Source organism: Bradyrhizobium sp. NBAIM03 (genome assembly GCF_020194055.1).
Lineage (GTDB): Bacteria > Pseudomonadota > Alphaproteobacteria > Rhizobiales > Xanthobacteraceae > Bradyrhizobium > Bradyrhizobium yuanmingense.
Genome location: NZ_JADYVS010000004.1, coordinates 1 through 19453 on the forward strand (window position 1 = coordinate 1; position 19453 = coordinate 19453).

21 protein-coding genes are annotated in these 19453 nt (G+C 64.8%); 6 read left to right on the forward strand and 15 right to left on the reverse strand.

Translation table 11 applies throughout. The features are described 5' to 3' along the window. Positions 1-115: 115 nt before the first annotated feature. Positions 116-763: an aspartate/glutamate racemase family protein gene (locus tag I6F21_RS06880; protein WP_225139564.1), complete on the forward strand. Its 648-nt coding sequence runs from the start codon at positions 116-118 to the stop codon at positions 761-763. 97 nt (positions 764-860) lie between these two features. Here the strand turns inward: I6F21_RS06880 and I6F21_RS06885 are convergent, their stop codons facing one another. Beyond that, a complete protein-coding gene (locus tag I6F21_RS06885; protein ID WP_036025733.1) occupies positions 861-1508 on the reverse strand; it encodes a TetR/AcrR family transcriptional regulator in 648 nt (215 codons plus the stop codon). A 138-nt stretch (positions 1509-1646) separates the two neighbouring features. Here I6F21_RS06885 and I6F21_RS06890 point away from each other — a divergent pair, with 138 nt between their 5' ends. The 4 genes from I6F21_RS06890 to I6F21_RS06905 all read left to right on the forward strand — a co-directional run bounded on the left by I6F21_RS06890 (position 1647) and on the right by I6F21_RS06905 (position 5132). Continuing rightward, entirely contained in the window at positions 1647-1856 is a 210-nt protein-coding gene (locus I6F21_RS06890; RefSeq protein WP_018648108.1) for a ferredoxin, read from the forward strand. Between the two features lie 56 nt (positions 1857-1912). Then, positions 1913-3136, forward strand: a complete 1224-nt coding sequence (locus I6F21_RS06895; RefSeq protein ID WP_225139565.1) for a cytochrome P450 — start codon at positions 1913-1915, stop codon at positions 3134-3136. Positions 3137-3222: 86 nt separating this feature from the next. Then, positions 3223-3882, forward strand: a complete 660-nt coding sequence (locus I6F21_RS06900; protein ID WP_225139566.1) for a sulfite oxidase-like oxidoreductase — start codon at positions 3223-3225, stop codon at positions 3880-3882. A gap of 26 nt (positions 3883-3908) precedes the next feature. Next, positions 3909-5132 (forward strand): bifunctional alpha/beta hydrolase/OsmC family protein, encoded by a 1224-nt coding sequence (locus tag I6F21_RS06905; protein WP_225139567.1) that lies wholly within the window; start codon positions 3909-3911, stop codon positions 5130-5132. Positions 5133-5142: 10 nt separating this feature from the next. Here the strand turns inward: I6F21_RS06905 and I6F21_RS06910 are convergent, their stop codons facing one another. Beyond that, positions 5143-6588 carry a PLP-dependent aminotransferase family protein gene (locus I6F21_RS06910; RefSeq protein WP_225139568.1) on the reverse strand — a complete coding sequence of 482 codons (1446 nt, stop codon included), beginning with the start codon at positions 6586-6588 and terminating at the stop codon, positions 5143-5145. 83 nt (positions 6589-6671) lie between these two features. On the opposite strand from I6F21_RS06910, the gene I6F21_RS06915 reads away from it, so the two are divergent. Beyond that, entirely contained in the window at positions 6672-7586 is a 915-nt protein-coding gene (locus tag I6F21_RS06915; RefSeq protein ID WP_225139569.1) for a DMT family transporter, read from the forward strand. On the opposite strand, the gene I6F21_RS06920 is transcribed toward I6F21_RS06915, so the two are convergent. The 13 genes from I6F21_RS06920 to I6F21_RS06980 form a co-directional block, all read right to left on the reverse strand. Beyond that, positions 7565-8620 carry a YeeE/YedE family protein gene (locus tag I6F21_RS06920; RefSeq protein WP_036004835.1) on the reverse strand — a complete coding sequence of 352 codons (1056 nt, stop codon included), beginning with the start codon at positions 8618-8620 and terminating at the stop codon, positions 7565-7567. The two genes, I6F21_RS06915 and I6F21_RS06920, sit on opposite strands and share 22 nt — an antisense overlap. A 2-nt stretch (positions 8621-8622) precedes the next feature. Beyond that, entirely contained in the window at positions 8623-9624 is a 1002-nt protein-coding gene (locus I6F21_RS06925) for a zinc-binding alcohol dehydrogenase family protein (protein WP_225139570.1), read from the reverse strand. A gap of 64 nt (positions 9625-9688) precedes the next feature. Further along, complete coding sequence (gene paaK, locus I6F21_RS06930) at positions 9689-11020, reverse strand: phenylacetate--CoA ligase PaaK (RefSeq protein ID WP_225139571.1); 1332 nt, start codon at positions 11018-11020, stop codon at positions 9689-9691. Between the two features lie 39 nt (positions 11021-11059). Continuing rightward, positions 11060-11509 carry a hydroxyphenylacetyl-CoA thioesterase PaaI gene (paaI, locus tag I6F21_RS06935; RefSeq protein ID WP_225139572.1) on the reverse strand — a complete coding sequence of 150 codons (450 nt, stop codon included), beginning with the start codon at positions 11507-11509 and terminating at the stop codon, positions 11060-11062. A gap of 101 nt (positions 11510-11610) precedes the next feature. Continuing rightward, entirely contained in the window at positions 11611-12693 is a 1083-nt protein-coding gene (gene paaE / locus I6F21_RS06940) for a 1,2-phenylacetyl-CoA epoxidase subunit PaaE (RefSeq protein ID WP_225139573.1), read from the reverse strand. A 2-nt stretch (positions 12694-12695) separates the two neighbouring features. Continuing rightward, a complete protein-coding gene (gene paaD, locus I6F21_RS06945; RefSeq protein WP_225127603.1) occupies positions 12696-13190 on the reverse strand; it encodes a 1,2-phenylacetyl-CoA epoxidase subunit PaaD in 495 nt (164 codons plus the stop codon). After that, complete coding sequence (gene paaC, locus I6F21_RS06950) at positions 13190-13966, reverse strand: 1,2-phenylacetyl-CoA epoxidase subunit PaaC (protein WP_225139574.1); 777 nt, start codon at positions 13964-13966, stop codon at positions 13190-13192. The genes paaD and paaC overlap by 1 nt, the downstream gene beginning before the upstream one ends. Then, positions 13966-14253: a 1,2-phenylacetyl-CoA epoxidase subunit PaaB gene (gene paaB / locus I6F21_RS06955; RefSeq protein WP_015687593.1), complete on the reverse strand. Its 288-nt coding sequence runs from the start codon at positions 14251-14253 to the stop codon at positions 13966-13968. Before paaB ends, paaC begins: the two co-directional genes overlap by 1 nt. A 9-nt stretch (positions 14254-14262) precedes the next feature. Continuing rightward, a complete protein-coding gene (paaA, locus tag I6F21_RS06960; protein ID WP_225139575.1) occupies positions 14263-15255 on the reverse strand; it encodes a 1,2-phenylacetyl-CoA epoxidase subunit PaaA in 993 nt (330 codons plus the stop codon). 75 nt (positions 15256-15330) lie between these two features. Next, positions 15331-16197 carry a phenylacetic acid degradation operon negative regulatory protein PaaX gene (gene paaX / locus I6F21_RS06965; RefSeq protein ID WP_225139576.1) on the reverse strand — a complete coding sequence of 289 codons (867 nt, stop codon included), beginning with the start codon at positions 16195-16197 and terminating at the stop codon, positions 15331-15333. Positions 16198-16328: 131 nt separating this feature from the next. Continuing rightward, positions 16329-17099 (reverse strand): alpha/beta hydrolase, encoded by a 771-nt coding sequence (locus tag I6F21_RS06970; RefSeq protein WP_036025751.1) that lies wholly within the window; start codon positions 17097-17099, stop codon positions 16329-16331. Between the two features lie 203 nt (positions 17100-17302). Further along, on the reverse strand, positions 17303-18589 hold the full coding sequence (locus I6F21_RS06975; protein WP_225139577.1) for a DUF445 domain-containing protein: 1287 nt from the start codon (positions 18587-18589) through the stop codon (positions 17303-17305). A gap of 186 nt (positions 18590-18775) precedes the next feature. Beyond that, positions 18776-19231, reverse strand: a complete 456-nt coding sequence (locus tag I6F21_RS06980; RefSeq protein ID WP_036004804.1) for a phasin — start codon at positions 19229-19231, stop codon at positions 18776-18778. Positions 19232-19453 lie beyond the last annotated feature (222 nt).

Genomic DNA, 19453 nt, shown 5'->3' on the forward strand with positions numbered 1-19453 from the left:
GGGGGGGGGGAGTTTCCGCCCGTCCAACTCTCACCTTTTTGTGCCGAGAGAGCCCCTCACCCCCGACCCTCTCCCCGTAAGAACGGGGAGAGGGAGAAGAAGCATCGAGCCCCCCATGCGCATCGCCCTTATCCACGCCCTCAAGCATTCCATCGCCCCGATCGAGGCAGCGTTTGCGCAGGCGTGGCCCGAGGCGCGGCTGATGAACCTGCTTGACGACAGTCTCTCGGCGGATCTCGCCCGCGACGGGCACCTCAACGATGCCATGACGGAACGGTTCCTCGCGCTCGGCGACTATGCAGCGGCGACGGGAGCGGATGGAATCCTGTTCACCTGCTCCGCCTTCGGCCCGTGCATCGAGGCCGTCGCGCGCGCGCATGCGCCGATGCCGGTGCTGAAGCCGAACGAGGCCATGATCGACAGGGCGGTGACCATGGGCCGGCGCATCGGCCTGCTCTCGACCTTTCCGCCGACGCTGGCGTCGATGCCGCCCGAGTTTCCCGCCTCCGTCGAGGTGGTGCCGAAGCTCGCCGACGGCGCGCTGGCCGCGCTCGACCGCGGCGACCGCGCCACGCATGACCGGCTGATCGCGGAGGCCTCACGGAGCTTGCGCGATTGCGACGTCATCGCGCTGGCGCAATTCAGCATCGCCGCGACGGCGCCGCTGGTCGCGGAGGCCACCGGCCGCCCCGTCGTGACCACGCCGGACAGCGCGGTCGAAAAGCTGATGAAGCTGCTGAAGCTGCTGAAGGCGAAGGCCTAAAGCGCGATGCGATTAGGATGGATCGTCATCGCGCTTTAGGTTATTGTTTGAGCATGATCTTTTCGGAAAACCGCCATGCACTTTTCCGGATCATGCTCTAAGCGCCGGCCTTGGTCCGACGTCGCGCATCCTTGATCGCGACCGCAAGCGCAGCCTTCGTCTCGTTGACGAAATCCTCGACCAGCTCCTCGCGCGTGGCATGCGCCGCCTCGCCCGTGAACAGGCCCTGCTCGGCCAGCATCACCACGCCGTGCAGCGCCGCCCAGATCTTGAGCGCCTGCCGTTCGCGCAAATAGCCCACGGCGGGCGCTTCCAGAGCTTCGATGACGAGCGCAAAGGTCTCCCGCGTTGCCTCGTGCAGCTCGCTGCCCTTGGCCGCGCAGGACACCGTGCGCGAGGCGAACATCAGGCGGTAGATGCCATTCCGGCGCAAGCCGAAATCGAGCGTCGCCTGTGCGAGCCGCGAGAGCTTCGATTGCTGCGACGGCTTTGCCATCGCATCACGCAAGAGCGCCGAGAGCTGCCGGAATGCTTGCGCGGTGACGGCGGCGAGCAGCGCCTCGCGGTCGGCAAAATGCCGGTATGGCGCCGGCTGCGAGACCCCGAGCTTCTTGGCAAGCGCCTTGATGCTGATCGCCTCCGCGCCGCCCCGCTCCGCCTCTTGCAGCGCGGCCTCGATCAACGCATCGCGAAGATCGCCATGGTGGTAGGTCTTCGCGGGCTTGCGGGCTGGTCGTGAACGCATGTCGGGGCGAAGCCTACAAGTTCCCGCTTGACAAGGGAAGCCCGCCGCGAATGTAATAGTATATAACTTAAATAGAACCGAGATGAGGAAACGCGCCGCCTTCGGGCCCTCGCGCGCACACGACCAAGGAAGCCGAGAATGGCAGAGCGACTGAAGGTTCACGTCGATCCCGACAAATGCCAGGGCCATGCCCGCTGCAAGGCGCTCGCGCCGGAGCTTTTCGAGCTCGACGAATACGGCAACGCGCACGAAGCTGGTGACGGCACCGTCCCTCCGGGACTCGAGGACAAGGCCTGGCTTGCGAAATCCAACTGCCCGGAAATCGCAATCGATGTGATCGAGGAATAGTGCGGCCGTTGCCGCCCCGCTGCGTTCAGCGAATACGAGCCAAGGGATTCCCTGCCATGTCCGACGTCGACCAGCCTGTCGCCCATCCGCCCGTCACCGACTGGGTTCATGATTTCGACCACACCGATCCGCAATGGACCGAGGATCCGTTCCCGATCTGGGACGAGCTGCGACCCGTAAGCCCCGTGGTGCACACGAAACGCTTCCTCGGCTGCTATTTGCCGACGACCTATGAGGCCGTGCGCGAGATCGCCAACGACACCGAGCACTTCTCCTCCCGCCGCATCATCGTCCGCGACGTACGGCCGGAAATCACCAGCAGGAACGCAGCCCCGCCGATCACCTCCGATCCGCCCGAGCACAAGCCGGCCAAGCAATTGCTGCTGCCGCCGTTCACCCCGGACGCTATGAAGAAGCTCGAGCCGCGCGTCCGCGCCATCTGCAACGAGCTGATCGACGACTTCATCGCCGAGCAGAGGGTGGACGCTGCGGCGCGCTACACCAAGCACATCCCGGTTCGGGCGATCGCGCACATGCTCGGTATTCCCGAGAGCGACAGCGACCTTTTCATCAATTGGATCCACATGATCCTCGAGCTCGGCATCAAGGACGAGAGCAAGCTGCTCCAGGCCGTGCAGGAGATGACGGCCTATTTCGGCGGCCACATCGAAGCGCGCAAGAGCAAGCCCACCGACGACCTGATCTCCTACCTGATGAACGCCAGGGACAAGAACGGCAATCCGCTCGAGGACACCCATGTGATGGGCTCGCTGCGCCTGCTGCTGATCGCCGGCATCGACACCACCTGGAGCGCGATCGGCTCCTCGCTCTGGCATCTTGCGAAGACGCCGGCCGACCGCGAGCGGCTGATCGCCGAGCCCGGACTGATCCCGACAGCCGTGGAGGAGCTGCTGCGCGCCTATTCGCCGGTGACGATGGCGCGTGAAGTGGTCAAGGAGACTACGGTGTCCGGCTGTCCGGTCAAGCCGGGCAACATGGTGCTGCTGTCGTTCCCGGCAGCCAACCGCGACCCCAAGGTGTTTCCGGACGCTGACAAAGTCGTGATCGACCGGCGCGAGAACCGCCATGCGGCCTTCGGCCTCGGCATCCACCGCTGCGTCGGTTCCAACCTCGCGCGCATGGAAATGCAGGTGGCGCTGGAGGAATGGCTGAAGCGGATTCCCGACTTCCGGCTCGATCCGGCAGGCACGGTGACTTGGTCGCAAGGAACGGTGCGCGGCCCCCGCCAGTTGCCATTTTTGCTCGGAAAGGCGATGTAAAGCCTTCCCAAAGGAAGCGGACAGGCCTTTCATGGCGTGCGCGACACCAAGCACGCCTCAGCCATGCATCGCCACGAGCACAGGCCATGACCGACGAGACGCCATCCGACAGCAAGCTGACGCGCACCAAGGAGAAGTGGGCGCGCGAGGGCCGCTTTCTCACCGGCAAGATTACACGCCCGGAGGATCAAAGGCTTCCGCCCGGGCAGCACCTCACCAAGGACTGGCCGGTACTCGATCTCGGGGTCACGCCGCCGGTCTCGCGCGAGCGCTGGCGGCTCGACGTCTATGGCGCGGTCGAGACCCCCGTTTTCTGGACCTTTGCCGAATTCGCCGCGCAGAAGCAGTCCCGGTTCACCTCGGACATCCATTGCGTCACGACCTGGTCGCGCTATGACAACGAATGGGAAGGGCTCGCCACGCGTGAGCTGCTGGCGGCCTGCCAGCCGCGCGAGGATGCTCGCTTCGTCGTGCTGCATTCCTATGACGGTTACACCACCAATCTCGCGCTGGAGGATTTTGCCGCCGAGGACGCGCTGCTCGCCCACAGCTGGTCCGGCCAGCCGCTGGCGGAGGAGCATGGCGGCCCGGTGCGGCTGGTCGTGCCGCACCTCTATTTCTGGAAGAGCGCAAAATGGCTCCAGGCCATCGAATTCCTGACCGAGGACGCGCCGGGCTTCTGGGAAGTCCGCGGCTATCATAACCGCGGTGATCCCTGGGCCGAGCAGCGCTATTCGGGCGATTAGGTTCGAGCAAGACGGGGGGGAAGCCCATGCCGACGGAACGCTTTCAATTCACCGGCGAAGGCGGCCATCAGCTCGCGGCCGCGCTGGAGCTGCCTGACGGCGAGCCCGCGGCTTTCGCGCTGTTCGCGCATTGCTTCACCTGCGGCAAGGACACGCTGGCGGCCAAGCGCATCTCGGTCGCGCTCGCCGCCAAGGGCATCGCGGTGCTGCGCTTCGACTTCACCGGGCTCGGCTCCAGCGGCGGTGATTTCGCCAACTCGACGTTCTCCTCCAACGTTGCCGATCTCGTGCGCGCGGCCGATCATCTGCGCGAGACCCGCAAGGCACCCTCGATCCTGATCGGCCATAGCCTGGGTGGCGCCGCGATCCTCGCCGCTGCCGGACAAATTCCCGAGGCACGAGCGGTGGCCACCATCGCAGCGCCCTCGGATCCCGCCCACGTCACCGGCCTGTTCAGGGAGCATCTCGACAACATCCGCGCGCAAGGCGAGGTCGAAGTCTCGCTCGCGGGACGCCCGTTCCGGATCAAGCGCGAATTCCTCGACGACATCGCCGAGCACGAGCTGATGAAGGACGTCACCGGCCTGCACAAGGCGCTGCTGGTGATGCATTCGCCCCTCGACGACACCGTCGGCATCGACAACGCAACGAAGCTCTTCGTCGCGGCAAGACACCCCAAGAGCTTCGTCTCGCTCGACCATGCCGATCATCTTCTGACCAAGCCTGCCGACGCGCTCTACGCCGCCGACGTGATCGTGGCATGGGCCAGCCGTTACGTCGATGCAGCGACGCCCGCGAAGGCGATGGATCTGCCGGAGGAGCCGCGCAAGGTCGTGGTGCAGGAGACCCGCAAGAGCAAGTTCAACCAGACCATCACCGTCGGCCCGCATCGTCTGGTGGCGGACGAGCCGCTCGCGGCTGGCGGCGCGGATACCGGACCCGGCCCGTACGATTTCCTGCTCGCCGGCTTAGGTGCCTGCACCTCGATGACCATGCGTCTCTATGCCGACCGCAAGTCGCTGCCGCTCGACCGCGTCACGGTGACGCTGAAGCATTCCAAGATCTACGCCAAGGATTGTGCGGAGTGCGAGACTCGCGAGGGCATGCTCGACCAGATCGAGCGCGACATCGCGATCGACGGCGCGCTCGATGCCGAGCAGCGCAAGAAGCTGATGGAGATCGCCGACAAGTGCCCGGTGCACCGGACGCTGACGTCGGAGATCCGGATCGTGACGAAAGCGGTGGAGTAGCGATGCCCCACTAGAAGCACGACGCCATCGTGCGCACGGCCGCGCTGATCTCGTTTTCGCGCCACGCCGCAAAGCCGAGCAGCAGGCCGTGATCGCGCGGCTTGCCGAGCGCTAGGCTGGACAAGGCGCGCGTTTCGACGCCCGCCTCGACCAGCCGCTTCACCGCCGCCCGATCAGTGCGGCCGCGCTCGAGACGGGCGACGAGCTGGATACCGCCGGGGGGCACCTCGACTAAGAGCATGCCACCGAGATGCCGCTGCAGCTCCTCGACAAGATGATCGCGGCGCGCGTGATAGAGCCGGCGCATGCGGCGCAGATGTGCGAGGAAGTACCCATCGGCGATGAATTCGGCCAGCGCCTCCTGGATGTGGCTGGCGGCGATCAGTCCCATGTGCTGCTGCGCGATCTCCAAGGTACTGACCAGCGCCGCCGGCGCTACCAGATAGCCGAGCCGGATGTCCGACCTCATCGCCTTCGAGAATGTGCCGACATAGAACACACGGCCATGGGCATCTAACCCCTGCAAGGCCGGCACCGGCCGGCTGTCGTAGTGGAATTCGCCGTCGTAATCGTCCTCGACGATCCAGGTCCTGCCGGGCCGGCTTGCCGCGAGAAACTCGGTTCGACGGGCCAGCGACATCAACCGGCCGGTTGGGTGCTGATGCGACGGCGTCATGAAGATCAGCCTGGGAGCTCCAAGGCCTGGCATTCGCTGCATGCCCTGTTCATCCAGCCTGATGCCGGTCAGGCGCGCGCCGGATGCGTGAAAGGCAGCCGCCGCGCCGGGATAGCCAGGGTCTTCAACCCATACATGATCGCCCGGTGAAATGAGTGTGGCAGCAATCAAGGTCAGCGCGGCCTGCGCGCTCGGCAGGATCATGATCTGCTCCGCCGTGGCGCGGACGTCCCGGTTCGTCGCCAGATAATGCGTCAGCGCCTCCCGCAGGCGCAGCCGGTTGACCGGTCCCAGCTCGCGCCTGCCTGCATGCACGGCGCTGCGGCGCAGGCACCGTGCCCAGACCTCGTTCGGAAACTCCCTGAAATCGCCCAGCCCCGGGCGCAGCGGTTTGAGCTCCCCCCGATAAGACATCGGCCAGTCGGCCTGCTGGAGCTTCGTAGCCCAAGGCGAGAGCTGCAGTTTGCCGACGCATTCGCCCGCTGCGACGGCGCCCCGTTCGATGCGTTCGTGGCCGTCGATCATGACCACGGGACGGCGGCCATGAGACGCCGCGACATATCCCTCGGCCGCGAGCTGCTCGAACGCGTATGTGACGGTGTTGCGCGAGACGCCGAGATCGCTCGCAAGCCGTCGGCTCGACGGCAGAACGCGGCCTTTGCCGAGGCGGCCGGTCGCGATCAGGCCTCGCAGCTGGCTCGTCAGTTGCGCCACCAGCCCCTCGCCATCGGTCCGCTTCAGCTCGATCAACGCGGAGATCGTCGTGTCGGATACTGGCACTCTCTTCTTCTCCAATCTGGCACTTTTTCAAATGCCAGTCGGGATGCTATCCGGCGGCTCGGACTGCTTCAAGGACCTGCGACATGAACACCCTGTCACCCCGTGCGGCCATCGGCCTGTTCCTCATCGTGGTGCTGGCCTGGGGCGTGAATTGGTCGGTGACCAAGCAGCTCGTGCAGTTCGTCCCGCCGTTGTGGAGCGCGGCAATCCGGAGTTGGATCGCGCTGGTTGGATTGTTCGTGCTGCTCGGACTGAGCAACAATCTCGTGATCCCGGAGCGACGCGACTTTCCCGTGATCCTGAGCGTGGCGCTGCTGCATATGACGCTGTTCTCGATCCTGGTTGCCAGCGGCCTTCGCTTCCTGCCCGCAAGCAAGGGCATCGTGCTCGGCTACACCACGCCGCTCTGGGTCGCACTCGCCGCGCCCCTTTTCGGCAAGGACACGCTGACGGCGCCGAAGCTCGCCGGCGCTCTGCTCGGGCTGATCGGCCTTGCCGTCATCCTGAATCCATCCTCGATCGACTGGACCAACCCAAACGTGCTGCTCGGCGCCGGCATGGTCATCCTGGCCGCGATCTCTTGGGCTGCGAACATCATCTATATCCGCGCGCATCGCTGGATCGGATCTCCGCTTCAGCTTTTGCTTTGGCAGGTGCTCGTGGCAACGATCGTGCTGTCGGTCGGCGCGACAGCTGTGGATGGCCTCCCGCATGTGGAGTGGTCGTGGAGGCTCGTATTGTTGTTTCTCTATTCGGGCCTGGTCGGAACGGTCCTGGCTTATTGGGCGATGTCGATGGTCAACAGGAGCATCTCAGCCCTGACGACGTCGCTCGGCACCACCGGGACACCGCTGGTCGGCATCGCCAGCGCTGCGATCCTTCTGGGTGAACCCATCGACGCGAGCCTTGCCGTCGCGGCCGCGCTGATCGTCTCCGGCATCGGCCTTGCGACGCTGGGCGATCGGTTGTTGCGCAGTCAGGCCACCGCGAGAGGCTGAACCCGCAGAACCCCGCGCAGGCCCGCCGCGGTGCCGAGCAGGATGCCCGCAGCCGCGACGAACGATCCCAGCGCGAGCGTAGACACGCCGGTGAGCCCCTGCCCGATCGAGCAGCCGAACGCCATCACGCCGCCGATCCCCATCAGCGCGGCACCGGTCCCTGAGCGGAGCATGTGGCGCGGCGAGGAATAGCCTTCGAGCTTGAAGCGGCCAGTTGCGAGTGCCGTCACCAGACTGCCGGCGAAGACGCCGGCCACCGTCGCGATGCCGAAGTTGAGCGTCAGTCCAGTCGAGAGCATGGCATATTGCAGGCTATCGGCGATCGGCGCGACGAACGTAAGGGAGGTCACGGGGACCGGATTGAAGTCGTCGGCACCGAGATAGCCGGTGGCCAGCCAGCCGCCGGCGACGAGGAGGCCCACAATGATGCCCGCTACGACCTGACCGGGCGAGCGACGGAACGCAGGATGCGCGAAAGCGAACAGGCTCAGCGCGACGGTTGTCGCGGCCGCGGCGAGCGCGCGTGAAAGCGATTCCGTGAAGCCGAGCGTCGCCAGCAACGACGGCAGCGAATTGGCAGGAGCCGTGGCTTGCGTTGCCTGGACCAGCGCAATGCGCGCCGGTGCGATGAGGCCCTTCAGCGTCATCTGCGCGGCAATCGCGAGCACGATCACGACCACGAAGGAGCGGAGATTGCCGCGGCCGAGCAGCACCAGCGCCCGCGAGCCGCAGCCGTTCGAAAGCACCATGCCGTAGCCGAACAGCAGGCCGCCGAGGAACAGCACCGCCGGCGAAAACGATTGCTGCAGATAGATCGACTTGCCGAGATCGACCGTGCCGCTGCCGGCGAGGAACTGGCTCGCGGCGATCGCAACAGCGATTGCGAGCGCGTAGGTCCGCACCAGCCGCCCGTCGCCCTCAGCCAGTAACCCGCGCATGCTGCTCATCAGGCAGAAACCGCTGAGCAGGCCAACGGCACCGTAGACGAGACCGATGGCCAGGCCGGCGAGGATAACGAGTTGCGTGGATTCCATGGTTACGGCTTCAGGATCACCCGGTCACGTGACGAGCCGGCGACCGCAACATACGCTTCCTTCGCGCGCTCCAGCGGATAGATCGCATTCGCCCTGATCGGAAACGGCTTCAGATGGCCGCTCGCAAAACCCGGCCCGATGTCGCGCAGCACCGCACCCGTCGCGGCCGAGGATAGACCCAGCGTGTCGATGCCGACATAAGTGTGCTGGCCCCGATAGAATTCGAGGATGTTGAACTGCACGATGCGGTCGATCGCGGCGATCAGGATTTGGCGGCCGCGAAGCGCGAGCGATTTGTGCGCGGCCTGGAAATAGGGATCGCCGACCGTGTTGAAGACGACGTCGGCGCCCTTGCCGCCGGTCAATTCGTGCACGCGCGCGGCGATTTCGGTGGCGGAGGCGTCGATCACCTCGATGGGCGCGTTGGTGTGGCCTTCATAGGCTTCCGCCCTGCGCACCACACCGATCACGCGCGCGCCCTGCCAGGTCGCGATCTGCACCGCGGCCTGACCGACCTTGCCATTCACCCCGAAAACCAGAACGGTCTCGCCGCGCTTCGGCACGCCCGCCCTGCGAAAGCCTTCCATCGCGGTCACGAAGGGCACGCCGATGCCGGCGGCCTCCTCCCAGGACACAGTCTTCGGCTTCTCCACGACCGCATCGGGTTCGACCACGAGATGGCTCGCATGAGTGCCGTCACGACGAATGCCGAGGTCCCCGGACGAGCCGAACACTTCGTTCCCAATGGTGGCGGCGGGCCCGTCAATCACCACGCCGGCATAGTCGCGGCCGGGGGTCCGGGGGAACACGGCATAGGGCATCAGCCCGGTCGCAGCCTTGACGTCGGAGGGATTGACCGCGGCAGCCTTCACCTCGATCAGAAGATCGTTCGGCCCGCGCGCAAGCATCTGCCGCTCAATTGTCGGCGCAAGCGCAGCGGCATTTTCAGCTTTGGCGCTGAGGCGCACACAGCGCGCTTCGACGGTTTTGGCATCGGCTGACATGAAAAGACCCGCGATTTCTCGCGGGCCTTGTCGCCTCTGGCGCCGGTCGAGTCAATCCGTCCGGTCAGTCCTTTGGCCGCTTGTCGAAGAGCCGCTTGGCCTTGCCGAGCGAGCGCTCCAGCGTGGCCGGCGCAACTACCTGCACCCTGGAGCTGACGCCGATCGTATTCTTGATGTGGGTCGAAATTCGATCCGCATGGTCGACGAGGCCGCGGCCGTCCCAGCTCTCGGGCCGCGCCTCGGCGATGATGGTGAGCTCGTCCATGCGGCCTTCCCGGGTGAGCTCGAGGATGAAATGGCCGCCGCACCAGTCGGTCGCGAGCAGCACCTCCTCGATCTGGGTCGGGAACAGATTGACGCCGCGCAGGATGATCATGTCGTCCGAGCGCCCGGTCACCTTCTCCATCCGCCGCATGCCCGGCCGTGCCGTTCCCGGCAGCAGCCGCGTCAGGTCGCGGGTTCGATAGCGGATCACCGGAAAGGCTTCCTTGGTGAGCGAGGTGAAGACCAGCTCGCCCTTCTCGCCGTCGGGCAGCACCGCGCCGGTCTCGGGGTCGATCACTTCCGGGTAGAAATGATCCTCCCAGATGTGCAGGCCGTCCTTGGTCTCGATGCATTCCTGAGCGACGCCCGGGCCGATCACCTCGGACAGGCCATAGATGTCGGTCGCGTCCATGTCGAAGGCGTCCTCGATCTCGGCGCGCATCGCGTTGGTCCAGGGTTCCGCGCCGAAGATGCCGATCTTGAGCGAACACTGGCGCGGATCAAGCTTCTGGCGCTTGAACTCGTCGAGGATCGCCAGCATGTAGCTCGGCGTCACCGTGATGATGTCGGGCCGGAAATCATTGATGAGCTGCACCTGCCGCTCGGTCATGCCCCCGGAAATGGGGACAACCGTGCAGCCAAGCTTCTCGGCGCCGTAGTGCACGCCGAGACCGCCGGTGAAGAGTCCATAGCCATACGCATTGTGGATGATCATGCCGGTGCGGCCGCCGGCGGCGCGGATCGAGCGCTCCATCACCTCGGACCAGGTGTCGATGTCGCGCTGCGTATAGCCGACCACGATCGGCTTTCCGGTCGTGCCGGATGAGGCATGCACCCGCACCAGCTTTTCGCGCGGCACGGCGAACATGTCGAAGGGATAATTGTCGCGCAGGTCCGTCTTCACCGTGAACGGAAATTTGGCAAGATCAGAGAGTTCGCGAAAGTCGGACGGATGCACGCCCGCTTTGTCGAACGCCTTGCGGTAATGCGCGACATTGTCGTAGGCGTGCTTCAGCGACCACGCCAACCGCTGCTTCTGCAGCGCCATGATCTCGTCGCGCGAGGCGCGCTCATGCGCATCCATCTCGGCGCTATAGGCGTTGCCACCTTCCTTGAGCCTCGTCAGAGCCATCCTCGTTTCCCCACATTGCCTGTTCTTTTTTGTTTGGTTTTATTGATCTTGCGCCGGCAGCCATTTGCCGGGAATGACGCGGGAATGTCCGCGGAATTCCGCGATGACGACCTCGCCCACCGTGACACGCACGTCGTAGATGCCGGAGCGGCCGCCGCGGGTGATCTCCCGCGCTCTTGCGATGAGACGATCGCCAAGCTTGCCCGGCTTGATGAAGGTGATCTGGCCCTGTGCCGCCACGACGCGCTCATTGTGCGAGTTGCAGGCGAACGCGAAGGCGGAATCGGCGAGCGTGAAGATGAAGCCGCCATGGGCGATGCGCTGGCCGTTGACCATATCAGGCCGCACCGTCATGGCGAGCGTCGCAAAGCCCGGGCCGATCTCGACGATCTCCATGCCGAGACCTTTGGAGGCATCGTCCTCGGCCCACATCGCATCGGCGCAGGCACGGGCGATATCCTCAGGCGACAGGGCGGCTTTCACGTTCACGCGCTTCTCCCGGCCAGACGTTTGCTCATGATGTTGTTCTGGTTGGCTCACACTGTCAAATATTGCGACGCATTTGCATTGCGGAGCCGCAGAAACCCTGATCAGACATGATCATAATCGACCACGACGCGCTCGGTGGACGGCTTGGCCTGGCAGGTGAGAACAAAACCGGCCTCGAGCTCCCACGGTTCCAGCGAATAGTTGATGTCCATCGGCGCCTCGCCTTCGACCAGCTTGGCGCGGCAGGTCGAGCACATGCCGCCCTTGCAAGCGAAGGGCAGATCGACGCCGGCGCGCAGCGCGGCATCGAGGATGGCCTCGTCCTCGGCGACGGGCACGTCGCGGCGCTTGCCGTCGATGATCAGCGAGGCGATCGCCTTCGGCGGCGCGTCGGGCGCAACCGCCTTTTTCGGCCGCGGCTTGCCGCCGAACTCGGAGACGAAGCGCTCGACATGGATGCGCTCGTCGGCGATGCCAAGATCGCGGCAGGTCGCCTCGATGTCCTCACTCATGCCAAGAGGACCGCAGATGAAGACGTGATCGACGCTGGCCGCCGGCACCAGCGCGCGGAGCAGCACCCTCACCTTGTCGCCGTCGAGCCGGCCATGCAGGATCGGAATGTCCTGCTCCTCGCCGGAGAGCACGTAAAAGATCGAGAGACGATCGATGAAGCGATCCTTCAGCTCCTCGAGCGTCTCGAGAAACATGACGTTGTCGGTGGTGCGGTTGCCGTAGAACAGGAAGAAGCGGCTGTCCGGCTCGCGCGCGAGCACGCCCTTCACGATCGACAGGATCGGCGTGATGCCGGAGCCGGCGGCGAAGCCGACATGAACGCGCGCACGATCTGCCGGCGGGACCAGACCGAAGCGGCCGGTCGGCGTCATCACGTCGAGCTCGTCGCCGCATTTGAGATCTTCGGCTGCCCAGCTCGAGAACGCGCCGCCATCGACCTTCTTCACGGCGATGCGGATCTCGCCATCGTCGGGGCCGGAGCAAATCGAATAGGAGCGGCGCACCTCTTCCCCGTCAAGCATGGCGCGCAACGTCAGATACTGGCCGGGCGTAAAGGCGTAAGCGCCGGCGAGTTCGTTGGGGATGGCAAAGGTCATCGAGACGGCGTCCGTGGCCTCGCGGCGGAGGTCCCTGATGGCGAGGCGATGGAAGCGCGGTGCGGCTGCGGACATGGTCAATGGCACTTGAAATAGTCGAAGGGTTCGCGGCAGGCCTTGCAGCGCCAGAGCGCCTTGCAGGAGGTCGAGCCGAATTCGGACAACAGCTCGGTCTTGTCCGAGCCGCATTGCGGGCACGCCACCGTCTGATCGCCGAACAGCGCGCGGCGCGAGTTTGAAGCTTGCGGCGGCGCGATGCCGTAAGCGCGCAGCTTCTTGCGTCCGTCCTCGGTCAACCAGTCCGTGGTCCAGGCCGGCGACAGCACGGTCCGTACCTTTGCATGTTGAAAACCGGCGCGCTCCAGCGCAACCTCGATTTCGAGCGCGATCATGTTCATGGCCGGGCAACCCGAATAGGTCGGTGTGATCGCGACCTCGACATGATCGCCGTCGAGAACGACGTCGCGGAGCACGCCGAGATCGCCGATGGTCAGCACCGGGATTTCCGGATCGACCACGCTGGCGGCGGCGTCCCAGGCGCGCTGGCGCAGCGCGGCGTCATCGGTCACCATCACCATGTCAGCCCCGGAAAAGTCCGCTGGATCGATTGCAGCTCCGACAGGAGGTGGCCGAGATGCTCGCTGTGACGACCGGAGCGGCCGCCCTGCTGCATCCAGTCGTTCTGCGGCAGAGCGAGCGTTGCTTCACGCGTGACCTCCGAGAGAGTCGCCAGCCAGCGCCCGCGCAAGCTTGCGGGATCGACGGCAATGCCGGCATGGATCAGCGCGCGTTCGCCGTCGTCGACGGCAAACATCTCGCCGGTAAAGGCCCAGAGATTGTCGATCGCAGCCTGCGCCCGGCGATGACTCTCCTCCGTGCCGTCGCCGAGCCGGATGATCCATTCCGAGGCATGGCGCAGATGGTAGGCGCTCTCCTTCTCCGATTTCGCAGCAATCGCCGCCAGCGTCGCATCGCGCGAATTCATCATCGCGCGCCAGTAGAGATCGGCGAAGGCGGAATAGAAGAATTGCCGCACCAAGGTCTGGGCAAAATCGCCGTTGGGCTGCTCGACTAGGAGAAGATTGCGGTACTGCCGCACGTCACGCAAGTAAGCGAGCTTGTCCTCGTCGTTGTCCCTGCCTTCGACCTTGGCGGCAAAGGTATAGAGCTCCCGCGCCTGGCCGATCAGATCGAGAGCGATGTTGGAGAGCGCCATATCCTCTTCCAACATCGGCGCGTGTCCGCACCATTCCGACAGCCTGTGACCGAGGATCAGCGCATCGTCGGCGCGGCGCAGCGCGTAGATTACCAGCGGGGTTTCGGAGACCTGGATGTTGGCGACCATCATCACATGTGTCCCACTTCTTCCGGCACTTCGTAGAACGTCGGATGCCGGTAGATCTTGGATTCTGCCGGCTCGAACATCATGCCCTTCTCGGCGGGATCGCTCGCGGTGATGGCGCTGGAGGGCACGACCCAGATCGACAGGCCCTCGCCGCGCCGGGTGTAGATGTCGCGGGCGGCCTGCAGCGCCATCGTCGCATCGCTCGCATGCAGCGAACCAACATGCTTGTGCGCGAGCCCGTTACGGCTGCGAATGAAGACTTCCCACAGCGGCGTGTTCGGCGTGGCCATATTGGTCTCCTATTCGGCAGCCTGGGCGGTCTGACGCTGGGCGCGCTTGGCTGCATAGCTAGCTGCCGCCTCGCGCACCCAGGCGCCCTCCTCGTGCGCCTTGCGGCGCGCGGCGATGCGGTCGCGATTGCAGGGGCCGTTGCCGGCGAGCACCTGCTTGAACTCGGTCCAGTCGATCTCGCTGTAGCGCCAGTGGCCGTCGGCGTCCTGAATCATGCCGGGATCGGGAATGGTGAGGCCGAGATATTGCGCCTGCGGCACGGTGGCATCGACGAATTTCTGGCGCAGCTCGTCATTGGAGAAGCGCTTGATCTTCCACTTCGTCGAGGTGTCGCTGTGCTGGCTCGTCGCATCCGGCGGGCCGAACATCATCAGCACCGGCCACCACCAGCGGTTCAGCGCGTCCTGCGCCATCGCCTTCTGCTCCTCCGAGCCGCGGCACAGCGTCACCATGATCTCGTAGCCCTGGCGCTGGTGGAAGGACTCCTCCTTGCAGACGCGGATCATCGCGCGCGCATAAGGCCCGTAGGAGCAGCGGCACAGCGGGATCTGGTTCATGATCGCGGCGCCGTCGACCAGCCAGCCGATCGTGCCGATGTCCGCCCAGGTCAGCGTCGGATAGTTGAAGATCGATGAATATTTGGCCTTGCCGGCGAGCATGGCGTCGACCAGCTCCTCGCGCGAGGAGCCGAGCGTCTCGGCGGCGGCATAGAGATAGAGCCCGTGGCCGCATTCATCCTGCACCTTGGCGAGCAGCGCGGCCTTGCGGCGCAAGGTCGGCGCGCGCGTGATCCAGTTGCCTTCGGGCAGCATGCCGACGATTTCCGAATGGGCGTGCTGGGAGATCTGGCGGGTGAGCGTCTTGCGATAGGCCGCGGGCATCCAGTCGTTCGGCTCGATGCGCTCCTCGGCATCGACGCGGGCCTGGAATTGCGCAGCTTTGCCTGCGTCCTCGAGATCGCGATCAGCGGTCTCGGCCGTGTTCAGCGCCTGGGTGTACATGCGCATCCTCCCGCTTATTGGGAAGGAATATATAACAAGATTTACATCATGCAAGATATTTCTGTAACATAATGGTCAAGCGCCGAACCTTCGTTCCAGCAGCTTTCGCGCGGGCGGCAACGGCCCTTTTTCATTGGTTCCATGGCTGTCGAGCCATTGTTCGGACGGAGCAAGCAGCGCGCGATAGATCTCGCCGCAGAGTTCGCGGGCGGCCCTGCCCGGCCAATCCGGCGGCAGCAGGCTCTCGGGCAGCAATGGATCGCGCAGCACGACGCGGCGGTAATGGTGGATCAAGAGGATCCGCGCGGTGAAGGCGTCGGCCTCGGACAGATCCGTGCCGCGCGTGATCGCGGCGCGCAGCGGCTCGAACGTCTTCATGAATTTCAGATAAGCGTCGGCGGTCCGATCGAGCGGCCAGCTCGCGCTGAGCAGACGGCGGCCGCTGTCGTCTTCCGCCGAGACTTCGAGGCGGATCGCGCCCGCCGCCTCATCCGGCACCGGAACGCCCGATGGTGCGACCCATACGCCCGGCAGAGGGCTGCCGAAGCCGGCATTGCGGAGCGCTTCGCGCGAAGCCTCGCGATCCTCGCTATTGCCGATCAGCAGCAGTTCGAAGCGTTCGGTCCAGTCGGACGGCGGCGGATCGTAGATGTGGCGCGTCGCGGCCTCGAAGGTCTGGCGGCCCTTGTCGGCCAGGCGATAGAAACTGTTGCGGCCGACCTTCTCGCGCGTCAGCCAGCCGTCGGCGGCAAGCCGCGACATTGCGGTGCGCACCACGCCGCTGTCGATGTCGAGGCTTTCGAAGAATTCCAGAAGCGTGCCGAGCCACACCGAGCCACCGCGCGGCACGATGGCATCACCAAACACTGTGATGACGATGGAGCCGGTGCGCGAGGGCTCGCGCTTGAGCTGGTCGATGATGCGGGAGAGCGGATGCGCCATGCGGCAGGCTTAGCGCGTTTGGTGCAGGCGCGACAATGGAGGGGGACGACGGCTCTTCTCCTTCTCCCCGCTATCGCATCTCCGATGCAATCCGACCTCGCCCAGCTTGCAGGGAGAGGTGAAGAGGAGCGCTACCGATGCGGATCGGGATACACCACGCTGCGCCAGCCGCTGCGATCGAACGGGCGCCACTGGCCTTCCTTCTGCGCGAGGCGATCGGCTACGGCATAGACGGCGGCCGGATGATGGCCCATGCCGCAATGGCTGCTCTCGACCTCGATGCTCTCGGTCTGTGCGCCCGTCTTCTCCATGCAGCCTTGCCAGGCGCAGACGCCGTCGGTACGGCTGAAGATGGCGGTGGTCGGCACCGGCGGCGGAGCGGCAAGCTCGCCGCCGAAACGCGGATCAACCTCGTCGGCCTTGCGGCCGCTCGCCCATTCATAGACGCGCCAGGCGTTGGTCGAGCGTGGATCGCCGGCAAAGGGGCTACCAAGCGTGATCACTTGGCGCACGCTGTCCGGCACCATCTTGGCAAGCTGGCGCGCATAGATGCCACCGAGGCTCCAACCGACCAAGCTGATCTTGCGGCCGTGGGTGTCGTTGAGCTCTCGGATCTGACCGAGCATCGCATCCTGCACGCCGGGCCGCAGGCCGTAGTTGCGGCCTTGGCGCCAACCAGCCACTGCATAGCCCTTGCTGCTCAGAAACGTGCGCAGCGCGCCAGTGGAGGTGTCGGAGGCCACGAGGCCCGGCAGCACCAGCACCGGATGCCCATCGCCGCGCGGCGCAAGGCTCAGCAGCGGAAGCGCGCCGAGGAATGCGCCGAACTCGTGGATCGCGCGTCCTTCCAGAAACATCAAGGTACGGGACGGCGGACGCAGCGTCTGGGCAGTTGCGGTCATCAATATTTCCCCTGGGAAGAATTCCTGGAAAGGCCGCCGGCAGCGAGACCGGCAAATCGGCATGAATTCCAATGCACCGGCTTCTGGATCGTTCCGCAGCGCAACATGAATCAGCTAGGCGGCCGGTTCCCGACATTCAAGCGGGAGAGACGCGGGGCGACAATAGGTCCGCGCGTTAATGCTTAACGGCCGTGACGCAAAAGTCACAACAATCGGAGCAGGAATTCTACGGTGTAGAGCGCGAGCCCGGCGAGCCCGCCGATCAACGAGCCGTTGAAGCGGATGTATTGCAGGTCGCGGCCGATGTTGATCTCGATCAGCGAAATCAGCTGCGTCATATTCCACGCCTTGACCTGATCGGAGATGAAGGTCGAGACGCCGCTCTTCTGGTCCGCGACGAAGCTGCGCAGCACGGTGACGAGACCCTTGTTGATCTCGCCGCGCAACTCGGCATCGCTGGCGAGCGCCTCGCCGGCTGAGACGAACATCTCGGCGAGATGATGTTGCAACACCTGCGTCTCGCCGCTCGCGCTGCGCTCGATAAAGGAGCGCGTGTTGGCCCAGACGGTGCGGGCGAGATCGGCAAGCTCCGGCCGCGCCAGGAGATCGCGTTTCAGGCCGTCGATGCGGTCGATATAGGCCTGATCGGTGCCGAGCCTGTCGACGAAGTTCAGCACCATGCGGTCGAACTCGTCGCGGAACGGATGCTTGGGGTCGCTGCGCACTTCGTTGAAGAAGGCGGTGGCGGAGGCCACGATCTTGTTCACCAGAAACTTGTCGGCGCGATAGAGCTTGAGCAGGGTCGGCAATTCCGCGCGCACCTTCTCGCGGATCATCGCCATCGTCTCCGTCTGGTTCAAGGTCTCGTGCATCACGCGCAGGAGATCGTCGAACAGGATCTGGTGCCGTCCCTCCGCGACGAAGCCGCGCAGCGTGCCGGCCGCGAGCGGCGCGAGGTCGATCGCCTGGAGCTGCGAGGACATGCGGCGGATGATGAAGGTCATCAGGCCGGAGCTTTCGGTTGCGGATACGGCCTCCGGCAACAGCCGCAGCGCAAAGCGCGCAAGGTCGTCGCTGCGCTTGCGGTCGCGCAACCAGTCGGCGACGAAGGAGCCGAAGTCGATCTCCTTCAGCTTGGCTTCGACTGGACCCGCCTCGAGGAAATGCACCTGGATGAATTCGCCGAGCTTGTCGGCGATGCGGGCCTGGTTGCTCTGGATGATCGCGGTGTGCGGGATCGGCAGGCCGAGCGGCCGCTTGAACAGCGCCACCACGGCATACCAGTCGGCGAGCCCGCCGATGGTCGCGGCCTCGGCGAAGGCGGCAATGAAGCCGAACACGGGATGCACGGGCAGAAGCCATTTCGCGACGACGAACAGTGCCAGCGTCGCGGCCAGCACCAAAGTCGCCAGCGCCTTGACGCGGCGCAGCTCGGCCGCTCGTTCGGCATCGCCGGGGGCGTCGAAGGAAAAGGTGACAGATGAGTCCATGACTGCATCACAGTACTCGTCATTGCGAGCGAAGCGATCCAGAATCGTTCAAAGACTTTGGATTGTTCGTCGCATCAGCGCAAAATTGCTACGCAATTTTGTCGCGAGCTCCTCGCAATGACGGCGGCGCAAAAACAAAGGCCCGCCGAAGCGGGCCTTAAATTCAGTTTGTGCTCAGGCGCCAGATCAGGCGGTCTTGCTGTAGACCTTGGCGAAATTGTCCTGAGCGGACTTCGCACCGTTGGCGGCGAGCTTGCCGAGATAGTCGGCGGTCGCCTTGGCGCGCGAGACGAACACTTCGCCGCGGGAGCGGAGCAGGCTCGACTGGATCTCGACGGCTTCGCTGACCGACTTGGCGGACGCGAGCTTGTCGATGCCCGAGAAGAACGCCTCGGCGTCCTCGTAGATCGCCTGCTGGATGTTGCGGCTGATCTTGCCGGCCTCGGTGATGGACTCGGTCACCGCGTTCTCGACGGCGGCGGTCACGCGCTCGGAGCCAGCGAACACCTCGGCAGCACGGTCCTTGGCAGTGTTGGCAGTCTTCTTGACGAATTCGCGGGCGGCCTCGGGAACTTCCAGGTTCTGGATGTTCTTGAAAGCGTCCTTGAAGCCCTCGAAAGCGGTGTTGGTTTCAGTGGTCATGGGGTTCTCTCCATCCTCAATGGTTTGAGCTATGGGCTCACCCCGTCCGCATTGGCCCGGGGCACGACCTATATGGCACGGTTAATTGTGCATTGCAATATTGATATTGCAGTGCGATATCACGAAATAGTGAACAGCCCTCGCGAGAGGCATCCTGATGCTTCCGTAGCCATGGGGGCACGTGAATGGGTCCGATCCGGACCCAATGTCGGACGCCCCCTG

What these genes read in the sequence shown, in the direction of transcription:
- I6F21_RS06925 (WP_225139570.1), bottom strand. Translation starts at nt 9,624, where the DNA reads ATGTCAGCCGATGCCAAAACCGTCGAAGCGCGCTGTGTGCGCCTCAGC.
- paaX (WP_225139576.1), bottom strand. Translation starts at nt 16,197, where the DNA reads ATGGCGCATCCGCTCTCCCGCATCATCGACCAGCTCAAGCGCGAGCCC.
- I6F21_RS06890 (WP_018648108.1), top strand. Translation starts at nt 1,647, where the DNA reads ATGGCAGAGCGACTGAAGGTTCACGTCGATCCCGACAAATGCCAGGGC.
- I6F21_RS06905 (WP_225139567.1), top strand. Translation starts at nt 3,909, where the DNA reads ATGCCGACGGAACGCTTTCAATTCACCGGCGAAGGCGGCCATCAGCTC.
- I6F21_RS06975 (WP_225139577.1), bottom strand. Translation starts at nt 18,589, where the DNA reads ATGGACTCATCTGTCACCTTTTCCTTCGACGCCCCCGGCGATGCCGAA.
- I6F21_RS06920 (WP_036004835.1), bottom strand. Translation starts at nt 8,620, where the DNA reads ATGGAATCCACGCAACTCGTTATCCTCGCCGGCCTGGCCATCGGTCTC.
- paaB (WP_015687593.1), bottom strand. Translation starts at nt 14,253, where the DNA reads ATGGCCACGCCGAACACGCCGCTGTGGGAAGTCTTCATTCGCAGCCGT.
- paaK (WP_225139571.1), bottom strand. Translation starts at nt 11,020, where the DNA reads ATGGCTCTGACGAGGCTCAAGGAAGGTGGCAACGCCTATAGCGCCGAG.
- I6F21_RS06970 (WP_036025751.1), bottom strand. Translation starts at nt 17,099, where the DNA reads ATGACCGCAACTGCCCAGACGCTGCGTCCGCCGTCCCGTACCTTGATG.
- paaD (WP_225127603.1), bottom strand. Translation starts at nt 13,190, where the DNA reads ATGGTGACCGATGACGCCGCGCTGCGCCAGCGCGCCTGGGACGCCGCC.
- I6F21_RS06895 (WP_225139565.1), top strand. Translation starts at nt 1,913, where the DNA reads ATGTCCGACGTCGACCAGCCTGTCGCCCATCCGCCCGTCACCGACTGG.
- I6F21_RS06915 (WP_225139569.1), top strand. Translation starts at nt 6,672, where the DNA reads ATGAACACCCTGTCACCCCGTGCGGCCATCGGCCTGTTCCTCATCGTG.
- I6F21_RS06880 (WP_225139564.1), top strand. Translation starts at nt 116, where the DNA reads ATGCGCATCGCCCTTATCCACGCCCTCAAGCATTCCATCGCCCCGATC.
- paaC (WP_225139574.1), bottom strand. Translation starts at nt 13,966, where the DNA reads ATGATGGTCGCCAACATCCAGGTCTCCGAAACCCCGCTGGTAATCTAC.
- I6F21_RS06980 (WP_036004804.1), bottom strand. Translation starts at nt 19,231, where the DNA reads ATGACCACTGAAACCAACACCGCTTTCGAGGGCTTCAAGGACGCTTTC.
- I6F21_RS06885 (WP_036025733.1), bottom strand. Translation starts at nt 1,508, where the DNA reads ATGCGTTCACGACCAGCCCGCAAGCCCGCGAAGACCTACCACCATGGC.
- paaA (WP_225139575.1), bottom strand. Translation starts at nt 15,255, where the DNA reads ATGTACACCCAGGCGCTGAACACGGCCGAGACCGCTGATCGCGATCTC.
- paaE (WP_225139573.1), bottom strand. Translation starts at nt 12,693, where the DNA reads ATGTCCGCAGCCGCACCGCGCTTCCATCGCCTCGCCATCAGGGACCTC.
- I6F21_RS06900 (WP_225139566.1), top strand. Translation starts at nt 3,223, where the DNA reads ATGACCGACGAGACGCCATCCGACAGCAAGCTGACGCGCACCAAGGAG.